This is a genomic window from Pantoea osteomyelitidis (genome assembly GCF_044342975.1).
GTDB classification, from domain to species: domain Bacteria; phylum Pseudomonadota; class Gammaproteobacteria; order Enterobacterales; family Enterobacteriaceae; genus Pantoea; species Pantoea osteomyelitidis.
On the sequence record NZ_JBGFSN010000001.1, the window covers coordinates 200,278 to 218,762 of the forward strand.

The 18,485-nt window shown below is 57.5% G+C and carries 18 protein-coding genes; 13 read left to right on the forward strand and 5 right to left on the reverse strand.

Annotated elements, in window-relative coordinates; translation table 11 throughout:
* Positions 1-29: 29 nt before the first annotated feature.
* The 7 genes from dapF to ABU178_RS00940 all read left to right on the forward strand — a co-directional run bounded on the left by dapF (position 30) and on the right by ABU178_RS00940 (position 7,872).
* Complete coding sequence (dapF, locus tag ABU178_RS00910) at positions 30-854, forward strand: diaminopimelate epimerase (protein WP_397211057.1); 825 nt, start codon at positions 30-32, stop codon at positions 852-854.
* Complete coding sequence (locus tag ABU178_RS00915; RefSeq protein ID WP_397211059.1) at positions 851-1,555, forward strand: DUF484 domain-containing protein; 705 nt, start codon at positions 851-853, stop codon at positions 1,553-1,555. The genes dapF and ABU178_RS00915 overlap by 4 nt, the downstream gene beginning before the upstream one ends.
* Positions 1,552-2,463: a tyrosine recombinase XerC gene (gene xerC / locus ABU178_RS00920; protein ID WP_397211061.1), complete on the forward strand. Its 912-nt coding sequence runs from the start codon at positions 1,552-1,554 to the stop codon at positions 2,461-2,463. Before ABU178_RS00915 ends, xerC begins: the two co-directional genes overlap by 4 nt.
* A complete protein-coding gene (gene yigB, locus ABU178_RS00925) occupies positions 2,460-3,176 on the forward strand; it encodes a 5-amino-6-(5-phospho-D-ribitylamino)uracil phosphatase YigB (RefSeq protein WP_397211063.1) in 717 nt (238 codons plus the stop codon). The genes xerC and yigB overlap by 4 nt, the downstream gene beginning before the upstream one ends.
* Before the next feature lie 51 nt (positions 3,177-3,227).
* On the forward strand, positions 3,228-5,390 hold the full coding sequence (gene uvrD, locus ABU178_RS00930) for a DNA helicase II (RefSeq protein ID WP_397211065.1): 2,163 nt from the start codon (positions 3,228-3,230) through the stop codon (positions 5,388-5,390).
* Positions 5,391-5,743: 353 nt separating this feature from the next.
* Positions 5,744-6,697 (forward strand): magnesium/cobalt transporter CorA, encoded by a 954-nt coding sequence (gene corA, locus ABU178_RS00935; RefSeq protein WP_397211066.1) that lies wholly within the window; start codon positions 5,744-5,746, stop codon positions 6,695-6,697.
* 101 nt (positions 6,698-6,798) lie between these two features.
* Positions 6,799-7,872: an AbrB family transcriptional regulator gene (locus ABU178_RS00940; protein ID WP_397211068.1), complete on the forward strand. Its 1,074-nt coding sequence runs from the start codon at positions 6,799-6,801 to the stop codon at positions 7,870-7,872.
* On the opposite strand, the gene rarD is transcribed toward ABU178_RS00940, so the two are convergent.
* Both rarD and ABU178_RS00950 read right to left on the reverse strand, forming a co-directional pair.
* Positions 7,817-8,719: an EamA family transporter RarD gene (rarD, locus tag ABU178_RS00945; protein ID WP_397211070.1), complete on the reverse strand. Its 903-nt coding sequence runs from the start codon at positions 8,717-8,719 to the stop codon at positions 7,817-7,819. The genes ABU178_RS00940 and rarD overlap by 56 nt on opposite strands.
* A gap of 49 nt (positions 8,720-8,768) precedes the next feature.
* A complete protein-coding gene (locus ABU178_RS00950; RefSeq protein ID WP_397211072.1) occupies positions 8,769-9,239 on the reverse strand; it encodes a thioesterase family protein in 471 nt (156 codons plus the stop codon).
* A 173-nt stretch (positions 9,240-9,412) separates the two neighbouring features.
* Here ABU178_RS00950 and pldA point away from each other — a divergent pair, with 173 nt between their 5' ends.
* Genes pldA through rhtC form a run of 3 tightly spaced genes read left to right on the forward strand, consistent with a single transcriptional unit; the run spans position 9,413 to position 12,775 of the window.
* The gene (pldA, locus tag ABU178_RS00955) at positions 9,413-10,291 is read left to right on the forward strand and encodes a phospholipase A (protein WP_397211074.1); all 879 of its coding nucleotides are present in this window, start codon (positions 9,413-9,415) and stop codon (positions 10,289-10,291) included.
* A 21-nt stretch (positions 10,292-10,312) separates the two neighbouring features.
* Entirely contained in the window at positions 10,313-12,139 is a 1,827-nt protein-coding gene (recQ, locus tag ABU178_RS00960; protein WP_397211076.1) for an ATP-dependent DNA helicase RecQ, read from the forward strand.
* A gap of 12 nt (positions 12,140-12,151) precedes the next feature.
* On the forward strand, positions 12,152-12,775 hold the full coding sequence (gene rhtC, locus ABU178_RS00965; protein ID WP_397211078.1) for a threonine export protein RhtC: 624 nt from the start codon (positions 12,152-12,154) through the stop codon (positions 12,773-12,775).
* Positions 12,776-12,818: 43 nt separating this feature from the next.
* On the opposite strand, the gene rhtB is transcribed toward rhtC, so the two are convergent.
* Complete coding sequence (gene rhtB / locus ABU178_RS00970) at positions 12,819-13,442, reverse strand: homoserine/homoserine lactone efflux protein (RefSeq protein ID WP_397211080.1); 624 nt, start codon at positions 13,440-13,442, stop codon at positions 12,819-12,821.
* A gap of 109 nt (positions 13,443-13,551) precedes the next feature.
* Between rhtB and pldB the strand changes: the two genes are divergently transcribed.
* Together pldB and yigL are read left to right on the forward strand one after the other, a co-directional pair.
* A complete protein-coding gene (pldB, locus tag ABU178_RS00975) occupies positions 13,552-14,544 on the forward strand; it encodes a lysophospholipase L2 (protein WP_397211082.1) in 993 nt (330 codons plus the stop codon).
* A 53-nt stretch (positions 14,545-14,597) separates the two neighbouring features.
* Positions 14,598-15,398, forward strand: a complete 801-nt coding sequence (gene yigL, locus ABU178_RS00980) for a sugar/pyridoxal phosphate phosphatase YigL (RefSeq protein WP_397211084.1) — start codon at positions 14,598-14,600, stop codon at positions 15,396-15,398.
* 34 nt (positions 15,399-15,432) lie between these two features.
* On the opposite strand, the gene glpT is transcribed toward yigL, so the two are convergent.
* Entirely contained in the window at positions 15,433-16,770 is a 1,338-nt protein-coding gene (gene glpT / locus ABU178_RS00985; protein ID WP_397211086.1) for a glycerol-3-phosphate transporter, read from the reverse strand.
* Between the two features lie 305 nt (positions 16,771-17,075).
* Here glpT and ABU178_RS00990 point away from each other — a divergent pair, with 305 nt between their 5' ends.
* A complete protein-coding gene (locus tag ABU178_RS00990) occupies positions 17,076-17,936 on the forward strand; it encodes a carboxylate/amino acid/amine transporter (RefSeq protein WP_397211088.1) in 861 nt (286 codons plus the stop codon).
* A gap of 39 nt (positions 17,937-17,975) precedes the next feature.
* On the opposite strand, the gene ABU178_RS00995 is transcribed toward ABU178_RS00990, so the two are convergent.
* A complete protein-coding gene (locus ABU178_RS00995; RefSeq protein ID WP_397211090.1) occupies positions 17,976-18,455 on the reverse strand; it encodes a DUF1456 family protein in 480 nt (159 codons plus the stop codon).
* Positions 18,456-18,485: the final 30 nt, after the last annotated feature.

Sequence of the window (18,485 nt, forward strand, 5' to 3'; positions counted from 1 at the left end):
TTATGGCGTATCATCCGGCGGAGCAGAAAATGCAGTTCTCAAAAATGCACGGTCTCGGCAACGACTTTATGGTGGTGGATGCCGTGACGCAAAACGTCTTTTTTTCGCCGGAGCTGATCCGTCGACTGGCGGATCGGCATCTCGGCATCGGCTTCGATCAGCTGCTGATCGTCGAGCCTCCTTACGATCCCGATCTCGATTTTCACTATCGCATCTTTAACGCTGACGGCAGCGAAGTGGCTCAGTGCGGCAACGGCGCGCGCTGCTTTGCCCGCTTTGTGCGTCTGAAAGGGTTGACCAACAAAAGCGATATTCGCGTCAGCACGCAAACCGGACGTATGGTGCTCAGCGTTACTAATGATGAGCTGGTGCGGGTGAACATGGGCGAGCCGAACTTTGAGCCGCAGCAGGTGCCGTTCCGCGCCAATAAAGCGGAAAATCTCTATCTGATGCGCGTCGCCGAGCAGACGGTGATGTTTGGCGCGGTCTCAATGGGGAATCCGCACTGTGTGATTCAGGTGGAGAGCGTGAAAACCGCGGCCGTTGAGACGCTGGGTCCGCTGCTGGAAAGCCACGAACGTTTTCCTGAACGGGTAAACGTCGGCTTTATGGAAGTGTCCAACCCGGAACATATCCGGCTGCGCGTCTATGAACGCGGCGCAGGGGAAACCCAGGCCTGCGGCAGCGGCGCCTGTGCCGCCGTGGCGTGTGGCATTCAGCAGGGCATTCTGGCGGAAAAAGTACGCGTCGATCTGCCAGGCGGCACGCTGCATATTGCCTGGAAAGGGCCGGGAGAGCCGTTGTTTATGACCGGCCCGGCCACACATGTCTATGATGGGTTTATTCATTTATGAAAAATGTCGAAGAGCAGACCGTCACTGAGGTCATGCTGGACGATCAGGCCGTGAGTGAGTATCTGCGGCAGAATCCCGATTTCTTTATCCGCAACGCGCGTCAGGTTGAGCAGATGATGGTGCCGCATCCGGTGCGGGGCAGCGTCTCGCTGGTGGAGTGGCATATGGCGCGTCAGCGCAACCACATTCAACAGCTGGAAGAGGAGATCACGCTGTTGATGGAGCAGGCAACCGCTAACCATCAACTCTTCGATCGTCTGCTGACGTTGCAGAGCCATCTGGCTGCCGCCGACAGCCTGCAGGCGATGCTGAACCGTCTGCAGGGCTGGGCGCGCGAACTGGGGCTGGCCGGAGCCAATGTGCGCCTGTTCAATGACAAATGGCGCATCGGCGCGCCCTCTGATTTCACCCAGCTCGCCCTGTCGCGCCAGGCGTTTGAGCCGCTGCGCATTCAGCGCTTCGGCAAACAGCAGCATTTTCTCGGCAACCTCAACGGGCCGGAGCTGCTGCTTTTACTGCCTCAGGCGAAAGCGATCGGTTCGGTGGCGATGTCGCTGATGGGCGAACAGGGCGAGCTTGGCGTGCTGATTTTCAGCAGCCGTGACACGCAGCACTATCAGGCCGGCATGGGCACCTTACTGCTACAACATCTGGCGCATATGTTGCCCGATCTGCTGGCGCGCTGGGTGGAACGGGTATGAGCCAGGACGCGCCGTTGCAGGCCGCCGTTGAGGGCTTTCTGCGTTATCTGAAGGTAGAGCGCCAGCTCAGCCCGCTGACGCAAAGCAACTATGCGCGTCAGCTCAAAGCGCTGGTCATGCTGGCGGAAGAGATGAAGATTCGCGCCTGGAGCCAGCTCGATCCGGCGCTGGTGCGATCGCTGGCCGCGCGCAGTCGGCGCGGCGGCTTGCAGCCTGCCAGTCTGGCGCTGCGTCTTTCCGCGCTGCGCAGTTTTCTTGACTGGCAGGTGAGCCAGGGAATGCTGGCCGCGAATCCCGCCAAAGGCATCGCCACCCCGCGCGCGCCTCGTCATCTGCCGAAAAACATCGATGTGGATGAAATCACTCAGCTGCTGAATATCGATCTCAACGACCCGCTGGCGGTGCGCGATCGCGCCATGCTGGAAGTGATGTATGGCGCGGGGCTGCGCCTGTCTGAACTGGTGAATATCGATTGCCGCCATCTTGATCTGGAGGCGGGCGACGTCTGGGTCACGGGCAAAGGCAGCAAAGAACGACGCGTGCCGATGGGCCGCACGGCGGTCACCTGGCTGGAGCACTGGCTGGCGCTGCGCGATATTTTCGCACCCGATGACGATGCGCTTTTTCTTGCCAGCCAGGGCCGTCGCATCTCGGCGCGCAACGTGCAGAAACGCTTTGCGGAGTGGGGCGTGAAGCAGGGCGTGGCTAACCACATCCACCCTCACAAGCTGCGCCACTCGTTCGCCACCCATCTGCTGGAGTCGAGCGGCGATCTGCGCGCGGTGCAGGAGCTGCTGGGCCATGCCAATCTCTCGACCACGCAAATTTATACCCATCTCGATTTTCAACATCTGGCGTCGGTTTACGATGCCGCGCATCCCCGTGCAAAACGAGGAAAAGGCTCATGAAGTTTTATCGTTCGCTGCGTCCGATCAAAGCGATCACCTTCGATCTGGACGATACGCTGTATGACAACTATCCAGTGATCCGTAAAACCACTGCGGAATCGCACGCGGCCTTGCAGGCGTATCATCCTGCGCTCAGCGACTTCAGCGAAGAGGCTTATCAGGCGCTGCGTAATGAACTGTTGCTGCACGAACCCGATATCGGTCATGACGTGACCGAATGGCGTCGTCGTTCGGTCGAGCTGGCGATGCTCAATGCTGGCCTCTCTTCCGCTGAAGCGCGCACTGGCGCCGATAAGGTGATGGCAGTATTCGCCCACTGGCGCAGCCGGGTTGAGATGCCGGAAGAGACGCATCTCACGCTTGCGGCGCTGGCGGAGCATGTGCCGCTGGTGGCGATCACCAACGGCAACGCCGAGCCGGAAAAGCTGGGCATCGATCGCTATTTTCAGTTCAGCCTGCGCGCCGGGCCGCACGGGCGCGCCAAGCCCTGGCAGGATATGTATCATCTGGCGGCGCAGCGACTCGCTATCGCGCCGGAAAATATTCTGCACGTCGGCGACGATCTCATTACCGATGTGGCGGGTTCCCTGCGCTGCGGCATGCAGGCGTGCTGGATCAATCTGCGCCAGGGTAACCTGATGCAGATGAAAGAGGCGCGTCTGTTGCCTCATATGGAAATTTCACAGTTGGCTTCACTTACCTCGCTGCTATAATGGCTGTAAAAATATCCAGTAATACGATGCTTCTCTGACTTAACGGTGCTTATGGACGTTTCTGATCTGCTCAACAGTTTGAATGACAAACAGCGCGAGGCCGTTGCGGCGCCGCGCAGCAACCTGCTGGTTCTGGCAGGGGCAGGCAGCGGCAAGACGCGCGTTCTGGTGCACCGTATCGCCTGGCTGCTGTCGGTGGAGAACTGCTCGCCCTATTCGATTATGGCGGTGACCTTCACCAACAAAGCGGCAGCGGAGATGCGTCATCGTATTGAACAGCTGATCGGCACCAGCCAGGGCGGGATGTGGATCGGCACCTTCCACGGCCTGGCGCACCGTCTGCTGCGCGCGCATCATCTCGATGCCCGACTGCCGCAGGATTTCCAAATCCTGGACAGCGAAGATCAGCTGCGCCTGCTGAAGCGTCTGATCAAAGCGATGAATCTCGACGAGAAGCAGTGGCCTGCGCGTCAGGGCATGTGGTACATCAACGGCAAGAAAGATGAAGGGCTGCGACCGCAGCATATTGAAAGCTATAACAACCCGGTGGAGCAAACCTGGCTGCGTATCTATCAGGCCTATCAGGAAGCCTGCGATCGCGCCGGGCTGGTTGATTTCGCCGAACTGCTGCTGCGCGCCCATGAGCTGTGGCTGACCAAGCCGCAGATTCTTAATCACTACCGTGAGCGCTTTACCAACGTGCTGGTGGATGAGTTCCAGGATACCAACAATATTCAGTACGCCTGGATCCGTATGCTGGCCGGCGATAGCGGACGGGTAATTATTGTCGGCGATGACGACCAGTCGATCTACGGCTGGCGCGGCGCGCAGGTAGAGAATATTCAGCGCTTCCTGAACGATTTTCCCGGTGCGGAAACCATCCGCCTGGAGCAGAACTACCGCTCCACCAACAATATTCTTAAAGCAGCTAACGCCCTGATCGCCAACAACAATGGCCGCCTGGGTAAAGAACTCTGGACCGACGGCAGCGACGGCGAAAAGATTTCCATCTACTGCGCGTTCAACGAGCTGGATGAAGCGCGCTTTGTGGTTAATCGCATTAAAACCTGGCACGAAAACGCCAACGCGCTGGCCGACTGCGCCATTCTCTATCGCAGCAACGCCCAGTCGCGCGTGCTGGAGGAAGCGCTGCTGCAAAGCAGCATGCCGTACCGCATTTATGGCGGCATGCGCTTCTTCGAACGTCAGGAAATTAAAGATGCGCTCGCCTATCTGCGCCTGATTGCGAACCGCAATGATGATGCCGCTTTCGAGCGCGTGGTCAACACACCGACGCGCGGCGTGGGCGATCGCACGCTAGACGTGGTGCGTCAGGCGGCACGCGAGCGGGAGCTAACCCTGTGGCAGGCGACGCGCGAGCTGTTGCAGGAGCGGGCGCTGGCTGGCCGCGCCGCCTCTGCGCTGCAACGCTTTTGCGAGCTGGTGGATTCGCTGGCGCAGGAAACGGTTGAGATGCCGCTGCATGTGCAGACCGACCGCGTGATCAAAGATTCCGGCCTCTGGCTGATGTACGAGCAGGAAAAAGGCGAGAAAGGCCAGGCGCGTATCGAAAACCTTGAGGAGCTGGTCACGGCAACGCGCCAGTTTAGCTATCAGGATGAAGATGAAGATCTGATGCCGCTGCAGGCGTTTCTGTCGCACGCGGCGCTGGAAGCGGGCGAAGGTCAGGCGGATAAATGGCAGGATGCGGTGCAGCTGATGACGATGCACGCCGCTAAAGGGCTGGAGTTCAGCCAGGTCTTTATCGTCGGTATGGAAGAGGGGATGTTCCCAAGCCAGATGTCGCTGGATGAGGGCGGGCGTCTGGAAGAGGAGCGCCGTCTGGCATATGTGGGCGTCACGCGCGCAATGCAAAAGTTGACCTTAACCTATGCCGAAACGCGCCGCCTGTATGGCAAAGAGGTTTATCACCGTCCGTCACGTTTTATTGGCGAACTGCCGGAAGAGTGCGTTGACGAGGTTCGTCTGCGCGCCAGCGTCAGCCGCCCGGTCAATCATCAGCGCATGGGCACGCCGGTAAGTAAAAGCGATAGCGGTTTTGTGTTAGGCCAGCGGGTGCGCCACGCCAAATTTGGCGAAGGCACCGTGATTAACCTGGAAGGCAGCGGCGATCACAGCCGGATTCAGGTGGCTTTTCAGGGGCAGGGCATCAAATGGCTGGTGGCTGCCTACGCAAAACTGGAAACCGTTTAAGCAAACCTGAATGGCACGACAACGGGAATTGCCCGAAAGGGTGGCTCCCTTGACGACTTTTTCGTCTCAGCGTAACATGCGCGCACTATTATCAAGAGAGGACAATGCCTTGGACACGCCCAGTCGATGCTGGCTCATTAACCTGGTTAACAGGAATAACATCTAAGGCTGCCTCTTTTGGCTGGTAGCCTTAGCGGTTATCAGCGACCTCCCTTTCTGTCCGTCGCACGAGTCAGCACTGATTTTCTCTCGAAACGTGAGTTTCTGTGTTCAGGCCTTTGCTGTGCCTGCCCTGCAATGCGCAGCGCGGTACGCAGCGTTGTCCCATTCCGTCTGCAATGGGGAGTATTGCTATGCTGAGCGCATTTAAACTGGATCGCAGCCGTCTGGCGCGTCTGGAACTGGAAGATAATGCTGACCAACTGACCTCATCGGTCTGGGTCGATCTGATCGAGCCGGAAGAGAGCGAACGTGACCGGGTTCAGAGCGAGCTGGGACAAAGCCTGGCGACGCGTCCTGAACTGGAAGATATCGAAGCCTCGGCGCGTTTTTTTGAAGACGAAGATGGCCTGCACATTCACTCCTTCTTCTTTTATGAAGACGCCGCCGATCATGCGGGCAATTCAACCGTCGCCTTCACCATCCGCGAAGGCCGTCTCTATACGCTGCGCGAGCGCGAGCTGCCGGCGTTCCGCCTTTACCGTATGCGCGCGCGCAACCAGACGTTAACCGACGGCAACGCCTTCGAGCTGCTGCTGGATCTGTTTGAAACCAAAATTGAACAGCTGGCCGATGAGATTGAAAGCATCTACAGCGCGCTGGAAAAACTGAGCCGCGTGATCATGGAAGGCCAGCAGGGCGAAGAGTATGACGAAGCGCTGTCACGGCTGGCGGAGATGGAAGATATCGGCTGGAAAGTGCGCCTCTGCCTGATGGATACCCAGCGCGCGCTGAATTTCCTGGTGCGTAAGGCGCGTCTGCCGGGCAACCAGCTGGAGCAGGCGCGCGAAATCCTGCGCGATATCGAATCGCTGCTGCCGCATAACGAATCGCTGTTCCAGCGGGTGAACTTTCTGATGCAGGCGGCGATGGGCTTTATCAACATCGAGCAGAACCGCATCATCAAAATTTTCTCGGTGGTTTCCGTGGTATTTCTGCCGCCGACGCTGGTGGCCTCCAGCTATGGCATGAACTTTGAGTTTATGCCCGAGCTGAAGTGGAGCTTCGGCTATCCGGCGGCGATTGGCCTGATGATTCTCGCCGGTCTGGCGCCTTATCTCTACTTCAAACGTAAAAACTGGCTGTGAACCTGTAGCGGGCCGACGATCGTTGGCCCGTTCCGCTGGCGCTGCGCGCGCAATCTGCGTAATCTGTCACCTCTTCTTTTCCTCTTACTCTTTTCTTCGCTATGGAACGTCTCTCTTTGCGGTTGCAGTGGACGATTCTGCTTATCGCTTCGTTGCTGTTGGGTTTTTTGTTGCAGTATTTTCATGTACCGGCGGCGTTGCTGCTGGGGCCGATGATCGTTGGCGTGGCGATGGGGCTATCCGGCGCCTCGCTACGTATCGATAAGCGACTGTTTACGCTGGCGCAGGCGGTGCTGGGCTGCATGATAGGGCAGAGCCTGTCGCCCTCGATTCTGACGCCGCTGCTGGCTGACTGGCCGGTGGTGCTGGCGGTGCTGCTGCTGACGTTGGCCGCCAGTGGCTTATCCGGCTTTTTGCTGGTGCGCTTCAGCGATCTGCCCGGTCCGACGGGCGCTTGGGGATCGTCGCCGGGCGGCGCGTCGGCGATGGTGGCGATGTCTGGCGATTTCGGTGCCGATCCCCGTCTGGTCGCCTTTATGCAATATCTGCGCGTGCTGTTTGTTGCCACGGCTGCGGCAGTGGTGGCGCGTATCGGCCTCGGCGATGCGGCGCAGAACGTCACGCTTACCTGGTTTCCTGCGCTGAACAGCGGCTTTTTGGTGACGTTGCTGGTGATGTTCGGCGGCGCCTGGCTGGGGCAGCGGCTGCGTATTCCCTCCGGCGCGCTGCTGCTGCCAGCCTTTATCGGCGCTACCCTGCACGCCACGAGTATCGCGACATTGCAGGTGCCGGAGTGGCTGCTGGCGCTGGCCTATTCGCTGATTGGCTGGAGCGTCGGCTTGCGCTTTACGCGGCCGATATTTTTACTGGCGCTGCGCACGCTGCCGCAGATGATCGTCTCGATTATCGGTCTGATGCTGCTGTGCGGCGGGCTGGCCTGGATGCTGACGCGCGTGCTGCACGTTGATCTGATGACCGCTTATCTCGCCACCAGTCCGGGCGGGCTGGACACGGTGGCGATCATTGCGGCGGGCAGCCGGGTCGATATCGCGTTTGTCATGGCGCTACAGACGCTGCGTCTGTTCACCATTCTGCTGACCGGCCCGGCGATGGCGCGTTTTATTTCACGCTACGCGCACGCACCCGATATGAACTCAGCACGGCATCGAAGATAAACAGCGCCAGTGCCAGCCAGATAAAGCTGAAGGTCACCAGCTTATCGGGGGTAATCTGCTCGCCGTAAAACAGCGCGGCCAGCAGGAACATCAGCGTCGGCCCAAGATACTGAAAGAAGCCGACCGTTGAGAGGCGCAGGCGGTAACAGGCTGCGGCGAACAGCATCAGCGGAATGGTGGTGACAATCCCGGCGGCAACCAGCATCAGGTTAAGGCTCAGCGGATTGGCGCTCAGATGGCTGGTGGCGCTGTTGGCGATGCCGAACAGATAGATCGCGGCGAGCGGCAGCAGCCAGAGGGTTTCAATCAGCATACCGCTCTGCGCATCGACCGCGATTTTTTTGCGGATCAGCCCGTAAAAGGCGAAGCTGAGCGCCAGGCCGAGCGCAATCAGCGGCAGCGAGCCGAACTGCCACAGCTGCACCAGCACGCCGATGGTCGCCAGCAGCACGGCAAGCCATTGCAGGCGACGAAAGCGCTCGCGCAGAAACAACATGCCGAACACCACGTTAATCAGCGGGTTGATAAAATAACCGAGGCTCGCTTCCAGCATATGCTGGTTATTCACCGCCCAGATGAACAGCAGCCAGTTGCCGCCGACGGTAAAGGCCGTCACCGCCAGCAGCAGCACTTTTTTTGGTTGACGCATCACTGAAATAACCTGCGTCCAGCTGCGGCTCAGGCTGATCAGCAGCACCATAAACAGCGCCGACCAGATGACGCGGTGGGTCATAATCTCGCTGGGCGGCACCTGTTTCACCAGTTTGAAATAGGCGGGCGCAATGCCCCAGAGGAAGTAAGCGCCAAGCGCATAAAAAATGCCCTGACGGGTTTGTTGCGTATCCATAAGGTTCTCAGTTTGCAAAAGGCGGCTGATTTTCGCACCCTTCGGCAGGTTAACCAATCAAATAGGTCGCCGTTGCGGTGGCGATGTAATCGCCCTGCTGGTTGTGCAGCTCAACGCGCGCCACAGCTACCTTATTCCCGGCGCGCAGCAGGCTGCTGGTGGCGACAAAGCGTTCGCCCCGGCCGGGACGCAGATAATCGACGCGCAAATCAATGGTGCCCATGCGCGACAGGCGCTGGCGCAGATCTTCTTCGCTGATGCTTTCCTGGCGCGTCAGGGCGCTGCTGACGCACACCAGACCGGCGGCCACATCGAGCACCGAGGCGATAACGCCGCCATGCAGAATATGCTGGGCATGGTTCCCTACCAGCATGGTTTTGTTAGCGAAACTCAGCTCGGCATAATCCGCTTCCAGACGCTCGAGTTGCAGGCCCAGCGCCTGATTAAACGGCATGTGATAAACGAAAATCTCGCCGATCAGGCGGCGGGCATCCTGCTGGGATAACAGCGTGGCAGACATCGTATTTTTTTCCTGAGTCGCCCCTTCGTCAGGGCTGAATGTTACACGGTTGTGTATTCTATGCCGGGCGGAAGCCGCTTTCCAGTTCAGGAAAACAGCGCTGATCTTTGCCGCTTTTTGCGTGTAGAATGGCCTGCTTTTCATTTCTAATGCAGCGTTTAGCGGAGATTTCTATGCGTATGATACGCGCCATAGCGGCAGCGGCTCTGTTACTTCCTGCCCTGGTTCAGGCAGAGGAAGCCACGATTAAAGATGTACATGACACGCCCGCGGTGCGTGGCAGCATTATCGCCAACTTGCTGGAAAAACACGATAATCCGTTCGTGCTTTATCCTTATGAAAACAACTACCTGCTTTATACCTATACCAGCGATATTAATCGGGAAGCGATCTCCAGCTACAACTGGAGTAATAATGCCAAAAAAGATGAGGTAAAATTCCAGCTGAGTCTGGCGTTTCCGTTATGGCGCGGTATTTTAGGCGACAACTCCGTGCTGGCGGCTTCTTATACGCAGCGCTCCTGGTGGCAGCTTTCCAACCGCGGCGAATCGTCGCCGTTTCGTGAAACCAACTATGAGCCGCAGATTTTTCTCGGCTGGGCCACTGACTACAGCTTCGCCGGCTGGACGTTACGTGATGTGGAGACGGGCTTCAACCATCAGTCAAACGGCCGCAGTGACCCAACATCACGCAGCTGGAACCGCATTTATGCGCGTTTGATGGCGAAAAACGGCAATTTCCTTGCCGAAGTGAAACCCTGGTATCGCCTGCCTGAAGGCTCAAGTAGTGACGATAACCCTGATATCACCAAATATATGGGGTATTATCAGTTGAAGCTGGGCTACATGCTTGGCGACAGCATTTTCAGCCTGCAGGGCAACTATAACTGGAATAGCGGTTATGGCGGTGCCGAACTGGCCTGGAGCTATCCTCTCACTGAACACGTTCGTTTCTATACGCAGCTTTTCAGCGGTTACGGGGAATCCCTTATCGATTACGATCATCGCCAGACGCGTTTTGGCGTGGGCGTGACGCTCAACGATCTCTTCTGATTCAATAAAGACAGGATTACAGTGGCAACATCGGCAGTCATCAATCAGGAAGCGCTGGCGCAGCAGGTATTGCAGGATACCTTCGGCTACCAGCAGTTTCGTCCTGGCCAGCAAACCATCATCGAAGCGGCGCTGGCGGGGCGAGACTGTCTGGTCGTGATGCCGACCGGCGGTGGTAAATCACTCTGTTATCAGATCCCGGCGCTGGTGCGTGACGGATTGACGCTGGTGGTTTCACCGCTGATCTCGCTGATGAAAGACCAGGTGGATCAGCTGCTGGCTAACGGTGTGGCGGCGGCCTGCCTGAACTCGACGCAAACGCGCGAGCAGCAGCAGACGGTGATGGCCGACTGCCGCACCGGGCGCGTGAAGCTGCTCTATATCGCGCCTGAACGCCTGATGATGGATAACTTCCTCGAGACACTGGCGCACTGGCAGCCGGTGATGCTGGCGGTCGATGAAGCGCACTGTATTTCGCAATGGGGCCACGATTTCCGTCCGGAATATGGCGCGCTGGGCCGCTTGCGCCAGCGCTTCCCCGATCTGCCGGTGATGGCGCTGACCGCCACGGCAGATGAAACCACCCGTAACGACATCGTGCATCTGCTACAGCTGCACGATCCGCTGATTCAGCTCAGCAGCTTTGATCGTCCCAATATTCGCTACACCTTGGTGGAGAAATTTAAGCCCACCGATCAGCTGCTGCGTTACGTCCAGGATCAGCGCGGTAAAAGCGGCATTATCTACTGCAACAGCCGGGCAAAGGTGGAAGACACCGCTGCGCGTTTGCAGAGCCGCGGGCTGAGCGTTGGCGCTTACCATGCCGGTATCGACAGCGAGCAGCGCGCCCATGTGCAGGAAGCCTTCCAGCGCGACGATTTACAAATTGTGGTGGCGACAGTGGCGTTTGGCATGGGCATCAACAAGCCGAACGTACGCTTTGTGGTGCACTTCGACATCCCGCGCAACATCGAATCCTATTATCAGGAGACGGGCCGCGCGGGCCGTGATGGCCTGCCGGCGGAAGCGATGCTGCTGTACGACCCGGCGGATATGGCCTGGCTGCGCCGCTGTCTGGAAGAGAAGGCGCCGGGACCCTTGCAGGATATCGAACGTCATAAGCTTAACGCCATGGGCGCCTTCGCCGAGGCGCAAACCTGTCGTCGTCTGGTGCTGTTGAATTACTTTGGCGAGGGACGCCAGCAGCCGTGCGGCAACTGCGATATCTGCCTCGATCCGCCCAAGCGTTACGATGGCCTGGTGGAAGCGCAGAAGGCGCTGTCGGGCATTTATCGCGTCGGCCAGCGTTTTGGTATGGGCTATATCGTCGAGGTGCTGCGCGGCGCCAATAACCAGCGCATTCGCGAGCTGGGTCACGATAAACTGCCTGTCTACGGCATCGGTCGCGATCAGAGCCATGAGCATTGGGTGAGCGTGTTGCGCCAGCTTATCCACCTCGGTTTTGTGACGCAAAATATCGCGATGCACTCGGCGTTGCAGCTCACCGAGGCGGCGCGCCCGGTACTGCGCGGCGAAGTGCCGCTGATGCTGGCGGTGCCGCGCCTGATCACGGCAAAAATCAAAGGCAGCAGCGCGCCGAAATTCTACGGCGGCAACTACGATCGCAAGCTGTTCGCCAAGCTGCGTAAGTTGCGTAAAGCGATCGCCGATGAAGAAAATATTCCGCCTTACGTAGTGTTTAACGATGCCACGCTGATTGAAATGGCGGAGCAGATGCCGGTGAGCGCCTCGGAGATGCTGAGCGTGAACGGCGTCGGCCATCGTAAGCTGGAGCGGTTCGGCAAGCCGTTTCTGTTGATGATAAAAGAGCATGTTGATGAAGAGTAAAGGACTGGAATTATGCTGATGTTATTTTTAACGGTGGCGATGGTGCATCTGGTTGCCTTGATGAGTCCGGGGCCCGATTTCTTTTTTGTTTCGCAGACCGCTGCCAGCCGTTCGCGCAAAGAGGCGATGATGGGCGTGTTTGGCATTACGCTGGGCATCGTGATCTGGGCTGGTGTGGCGCTGATGGGCCTGCATCTGATCCTGCAAAAAATGGCCTGGCTGCATCAGATTATTATGGTCAGCGGCGGGCTTTATCTGTTGTGGATGGGCTGGCAGCTGCTGCGCTCGGCGCGTCAGCAGCATAAACATCCGCCAACCGAAGTGCGCCAGGTTGAGTTGCCGAAACGCGGCATGAGCTTCCTGAAAGGCTTTCTGACCAACCTCTCAAACCCGAAAGCGGTAATCTATTTCGGCAGCGTCTTTTCGCTTTTTGTCGGCGATGACGTGGGCACGACGGAGCGCTGGGGTCTGTTTTTGCTGATTATCGGCGAAACCTGCGCCTGGTTTTCGCTGGTGGCGGCGGTCTTCGCGCTGCCGTGGATGCGGGCAAAATATCAGCGCCTGGCGAAATGGATAGATGGCATGGCCGGGGTACTCTTCACCGGTTTTGGCATTCATCTGATTATCTCAAGGTGACGACCTTGCACCGTGCAGTGTTTTAAAAAAAATTAAAAAAGCATCAAGCCATTTTTCGCGCGCTGACAAGCAGCGCGCCGACTGCCATAAACAGCCCGCCAAAGGTACGGTTGAGCCGCTTCATCTGTTTCGGCCCTTTAATCCAGGCGGCGATGCGTGTCGCTAACGCGGCATAGCCAATCATCACAATAATATCGACCACCACGGTAGTCACGCCAAGCACCAGATACTGCATCGCCTGCGGTTGATGCGGCAGTATGAACTGCGGGAACAGGGCGGCAAGAAACACAATGCTCTTGGGATTGGTCAGGTTGACCAGCACTGCGCGTTTGAACAGGCGGCGGCGCGGCATCGCTTTGGCAACGGCGTGCAGATCGATCGCGCCAGCCGAACGCCACTGCTGAATGCCCAGCCAGACTAAATAGGCCGCACCGGCCCACTTCAAAATTTCGAAGGCGAGCAGCGACTGCGAAAACAGCGCGCCGAGACCAATGCCGACCAGCACGATATGCAGCGCCAGTCCAAGCTGCAAACCGGCAATCGAAGCTGTAGCCCCACGATAGCCGTGGCTGATGCCGGTACTCATGGTATTAATGGCACCAGAACCTGGCGAAAGGCTGAGAATTGAGGTGGTGAGAAGATAGGTCAGCCACCATTCGATGGTCATGGGTTACGCTCCCTGTATGGGCAGAAGTGTGACACAATACGCCAGAAATAAGCGTGACGCTACGACCCACAGGGGTACCGGGCAGGTAATTTTTGCGGCAGGAGGGCGGATGAATCAACACAGAGAAGGTTGGCTCACGCGCGAAAAGGCATTTGCCGCTTTCGCGACCGGACCGCTGCTCGATTTCTGGCACAGCCGGGAAGAGCGCGCATTCACTGGCGTAGAAAACCTGACGATTCGCTATGTACGCTTCACGTCCCCGCAACATAAGCGTGTCATTCTGCTGGTGCCGGGGCGCATTGAAAGCTACGTTAAATATCCGGAGCTGGCGTACGATCTGTTTCACTGCGGTTTTGATGTGATCATCATCGATCATCGCGGGCAGGGTCGTTCCGATCGTCTGCTGGATGATTCGCATCGCGGGCACGTGGTAGATTTCACCCATTACGTGGAAGATCTGGAAACGCTCTACCTGAAAGAGATCGTCGGCGGCCATTATCAGCAGCGTTTCGCACTGGCGCACTCAATGGGCGGCGCGATTCTGACGCTGTTCCTGGCGCGCCAGCCGCAGGCGTTTCATGCGGTCGCGCTGGCAGCGCCGATGTTTGGCATCGCGCTGCCGCTGCCGGACTGGATGGCGCATCGCATTCTCGACTGGGCTGAAAAGCGGCCCGCGTTGCGCGAGGGTTATGCGCTGGGCACCGGACGCTGGCGTCCCCATCCGTTCGGTATTAACCGGCTGACCCACAGCCACGAACGCTACCGGCGCAGCCTGAGATTCTACGCCGACGATCCGGCGATTCGCGTCGGCGGCCCGACTTATCACTGGGTGCGTGAAGGGATCCACGCCGGGCGTAACATTATCAGCAAGGCGGCAACCATTACCACGCCGATGCTGATGCTGCAGGCCAGCGACGACCGCGTGGTGGATAACCGCTCACAGGATCTCTTTTGCGCGACGATGGCGTCGGCAGGTCATCCTTGCGACGGCGGTAAGCCGCGTATTATTCAGGGCGCGCGTCATGAGATCTTGTTCGAAGAAGACAGGATGCGTGCCGAAGCGCTGAATGCCGTGGTCGATTTTTTTGACCGCCACGGCTGATGCGTCATTACTCTACCGGCTTCGGCCAACTGACATCGATACCAGAGGTTTACATGTACCACATCGTTGCATCCGACCTGGATGGCACGCTGCTTTCACCTGAACATACCCTGACACCCTTTGCCCATGAAACGCTGCAACAGCTGGTGGCGCAGGATATTCACTTCGTGTTCGCCACCGGACGTCACCATATCGACGTCGGGCAGATGCGCGATAAGCTTGGCATTCCCGCCTATATGATTACCGCCAACGGCGCGCGCGTGCACAATGCCGACGGCGAGCTAATTTTCAGCCATAACCTTGATGAAGATATTGCGCACGATCTCTACAGGCTGAAATACAGCGACCCGCAGATTCTGACCCACGTCTACCGCGATGACGAATGGTTTATCAGCCGTCACCGCCCGGCGGAACAGGATTATTTCCGTGAGTCGGTGTTTAACTATCAGGTGTTTGAGCCGGGCATTCTTCCGACCGATGGCATCAGCAAGGTGTTTTTCACCAGCGACGAGCCGGAGCAGCTGATCCCGATGGAGCAGGCGATTGCCGCGCGCTGGGGCGATCGCGTCAACGTCAGCTTTTCTTTGCCCACCTGTCTGGAAGTGATGGCGGGCGGCGTCTCCAAAGGTCATGCGCTGGAAGCAGTGGCGAAGCGGCTGCATACCTCGCTGGAGGCGTGCATCGCCTTTGGCGACGGGATGAATGACAAAGAGATGCTCACCATGGCGGGCAAAGGCTGCATCATGGACAATGCGCACTATCGTTTGAAGGACCTGCTGCCGGAGCTGGAAGTGATCGGCAGCAACCGTGATGATGCGGTGCCGCACACACTGCGCAGAATGTTTCTGGCGTAAGTAAAAAGGCCGGTTTACCCGGCCTTATTGTTTATTACAGCCGCTGCTTATGCCGATGTTCGTTGATCATCGTCAGCAGCAGCAGAATCACCGCCAGTACGCAGCCGACAATCATCACCAGAAAACCGCCGTCCCAGCCGAAATAATCTACCGTGTAGCCGACAATGGCGCTGGCCGCGACCGAGCCGCCAAGGTAGCCAAACAGTCCGGTAAAGCCCGCCGCAGTGCCCGCTGCTTTTTTCGGCGCCAGCTCCAGCGCGTGCAGGCCAATCAGCATCACCGGCCCGTAGATCAAAAAGCCGATAACAATCATGCAGGCCATATCCACGCCCGGATTACCCGCCGGATTCAACCAGTAGACGATTGTCGCGATGGTCACCAGCGTCATAAAGAAGACGCCGGTCGCGCCGCGATTGCCCCGGAAAACCTTATCGGACATCCAGCCGCAGAGCAGGGTGCCGGGAATACCGGCATATTCATAGAAAAAGTAGGCCCACGACGATTTATCCAGCGTGAAATGCTTTACCTCTTTCAGATAGGTAGGCGACCAGTCGAGAATGCCGTAACGCAGCAGGTAAACAAAGACGTTAGCCAGCGCGATATACCACAGCAGCTTGTTCGGCAGCACGTACTGCATGAAAATTTGTTTCGCCGTCAGCTCCTCTTCATGCTGCGCGTTATAGTCCGGCGGATAATCGTTTTTATACTCCTCAATCGGCGGCAGTCCGCACGACTGCGGCGTGTCGCGCATCAGCGCAAAAGCCACGATCGCGACCAGAATGGCGCCGAAGGCGGGCATATAGAGCGCGGCTTTCCAGTCGTTAAACCACGCCATGCCGAGCAGGAACAGTAGCGGAGGCAGGCCGCCGCCAACGTTATGGGCGCAATTCCACACCGAGACGATGCCGCCGCGCTCTTTTTGTGACCACCAGTGCACCATGGTGCGGCCGCAAGGCGGCCAGCCCATACCCTGAAACCAGCCGCAGAGAAACAGCAGCCCAAACATCACCATTATGCTGGAGGTAGCCCAGGGAACAAATCCCATAAACAGCATTACCGCAGCGGCGAGTATCAGCCCGGCGGGCAGGAACACGCGCGGGTTCGAGCGATCCGAGACCGAACCCATAATGAACTTCGAAAAGCCGTAGGCGATAGAGATACCGGAAAGCGCAAAGCCGAGATCGCCGCGCGAGAAGCCTTGCTCAACCAGATATGGCATGGCGAGCGCAAAGTTTTTCCGCACCAGATAGTAGGCGGCGTAGCCAAAAAAGATGCCGATAAAAATTTGCCAGCGCAGACGGCGATAAAGCGGATCGACGCGATCGGTCGCCACGCGCGGCTGGTGACGCTCAGGTTTAAAAATACTTAGCATGTGTCTGGCCTCCGGGGCGCAGTATTATTTTTTCGACAAGATTCACTGTTGTTAACAGATAAAGAGAAATTTGCCGCTAATGTTCCATTTCGCGCACAGGATAGGGGTAGTCACGTTGCGTTACTGTGATATATGACAAAATTATTACACTTTTGTGACACTCACGCGCGGATCAGGTCAAAACGTGGCTCTATTCGCGCATGGGATTGTCTGCTTGTATATTGCTCAGATGTAAACCAGATATTTCGCCCTTCGCGCACGGCTTTGTTTACACTAGCGGTTCACTGTTTTTCGGGACTGTTATCGTGGCATTACTGATTGTTACCACCATTCTGTGGGCGTTTTCCTTTAGCCTGATCGGCGAATATCTGGCTGGGCAGGTCGACAGCTGGTTTTCGGTGCTGATGCGTCTGGCACTGGCGGCGCTGGTTTTCCTGCCGTTTCTACGCTGGCGCGGCTATCGCGCTTCAACATTGCTGCTTTATATGCTGGTGGGAATGTTGCAGTTAGGCATCATGTATCTGCTCGGCTTTGAAGCCTATCTCTACCTCAGCGTGTCAGAGTTTCTGCTGTTTACCGTGATGACGCCGCTCTACGTTACGCTGATTTATGATTTGATCAGCAAGCGTCCGCTGCGCATCGGCTACGCCTTCAGCGCGCTGCTGGCAGTGGCTGGCGCGGCGATTATTCGCTACGACAAAGTGAGCGAACATTTCTGGTTCGGCCTGCTGCTGGTGCAGCTGGCGAATATCTGTTTTGCGGTGGGGATGGTGGGCTATAAGCGGTTGCAGGAGACGCGGCCGATGCCGCAGCATACGGCTTTTTCGTGGTTTTACCTCGGTGCGGTATTGATTGCGATTATCGCCTGGACGCTTTGGGGCAATCCGCAAAAGCTGCCGACCACGGGATTGCAATGGGGCATTCTGGTCTGGCTGGGCGTGGCGGCGTCCGGGCTGGGCTACTTTATGTGGAACTACGGCGCGACGCAGGTGGATGCCGGCACCCTGGGCATCATGAACAATATGCATGTGCCCGCTGGTTTGCTGGTTAATCTGGCGATCTGGCAGCAGCAGCCGCACTGGACCAGCTTTATCCTGGGCGCGGCGGTGATCTGCGCCTCGCTGTGGGTACATAAGCGCTGGATTGTCGGACACTCCGCCAAATAATAGGCGCAAAGGCATCGTATCCCGATGCCTTTTCTGTTTTTACGCGGGTTTGTTGGCCGGTGGGCGATGGATCAGCGTCAGCCCTTTCAGGAAATTGCGCAGGATCTGATCGCCGCACTCGCGGTAATTATGGTGATCCGGCTTGCGGAAAATCGCGCCAATTTCCGCCTGAGAAACAATAAAGTTCGCTTTTTTCAGTATTTCCGGGATGTCGGTGGTTTTCAGCTCAAAGGCGATACGCAGCTTTTTCATAAAGATGTTGTTGTTCATCTTGCGCTCGATCGAAGGCGCAGGCGCATCGTCGCTTTTGCCGCGACGGTAAAAAATCAGACCATTAAGAAAATAGCCCATCAGCACATCCGGACAGGGACGATACGCGGCGTCGTCCTCTTTCTTCAACCACGCCTGGACGTCGGCCAGCGGCACTTCGCTCTCTGCCAGCGCAAAGATCGACACCATTTTCGCATCGCTGAGATTGAGCATATAGCGCACGCTGCGCAGAATATCGTTATTGGTCATGGTGAGTTCTTCTTTGGGTCATTAACAGAG

What these genes read in the sequence shown, in the direction of transcription:
- dapF (WP_397211057.1), top strand. Translation starts at nt 30, where the DNA reads ATGCAGTTCTCAAAAATGCACGGTCTCGGCAACGACTTTATGGTGGTG.
- ABU178_RS00915 (WP_397211059.1), top strand. Translation starts at nt 851, where the DNA reads ATGAAAAATGTCGAAGAGCAGACCGTCACTGAGGTCATGCTGGACGAT.
- xerC (WP_397211061.1), top strand. Translation starts at nt 1,552, where the DNA reads ATGAGCCAGGACGCGCCGTTGCAGGCCGCCGTTGAGGGCTTTCTGCGT.
- yigB (WP_397211063.1), top strand. Translation starts at nt 2,460, where the DNA reads ATGAAGTTTTATCGTTCGCTGCGTCCGATCAAAGCGATCACCTTCGAT.
- uvrD (WP_397211065.1), top strand. Translation starts at nt 3,228, where the DNA reads ATGGACGTTTCTGATCTGCTCAACAGTTTGAATGACAAACAGCGCGAG.
- corA (WP_397211066.1), top strand. Translation starts at nt 5,744, where the DNA reads ATGCTGAGCGCATTTAAACTGGATCGCAGCCGTCTGGCGCGTCTGGAA.
- ABU178_RS00940 (WP_397211068.1), top strand. Translation starts at nt 6,799, where the DNA reads ATGGAACGTCTCTCTTTGCGGTTGCAGTGGACGATTCTGCTTATCGCT.
- rarD (WP_397211070.1), bottom strand. Translation starts at nt 8,719, where the DNA reads ATGGATACGCAACAAACCCGTCAGGGCATTTTTTATGCGCTTGGCGCT.
- ABU178_RS00950 (WP_397211072.1), bottom strand. Translation starts at nt 9,239, where the DNA reads ATGTCTGCCACGCTGTTATCCCAGCAGGATGCCCGCCGCCTGATCGGC.
- pldA (WP_397211074.1), top strand. Translation starts at nt 9,413, where the DNA reads ATGCGTATGATACGCGCCATAGCGGCAGCGGCTCTGTTACTTCCTGCC.
- rhtC (WP_397211078.1), top strand. Translation starts at nt 12,152, where the DNA reads ATGCTGATGTTATTTTTAACGGTGGCGATGGTGCATCTGGTTGCCTTG.
- rhtB (WP_397211080.1), bottom strand. Translation starts at nt 13,442, where the DNA reads ATGACCATCGAATGGTGGCTGACCTATCTTCTCACCACCTCAATTCTC.
- pldB (WP_397211082.1), top strand. Translation starts at nt 13,552, where the DNA reads ATGAATCAACACAGAGAAGGTTGGCTCACGCGCGAAAAGGCATTTGCC.
- yigL (WP_397211084.1), top strand. Translation starts at nt 14,598, where the DNA reads ATGTACCACATCGTTGCATCCGACCTGGATGGCACGCTGCTTTCACCT.
- glpT (WP_397211086.1), bottom strand. Translation starts at nt 16,770, where the DNA reads ATGCTAAGTATTTTTAAACCTGAGCGTCACCAGCCGCGCGTGGCGACC.
- ABU178_RS00995 (WP_397211090.1), bottom strand. Translation starts at nt 18,455, where the DNA reads ATGACCAATAACGATATTCTGCGCAGCGTGCGCTATATGCTCAATCTC.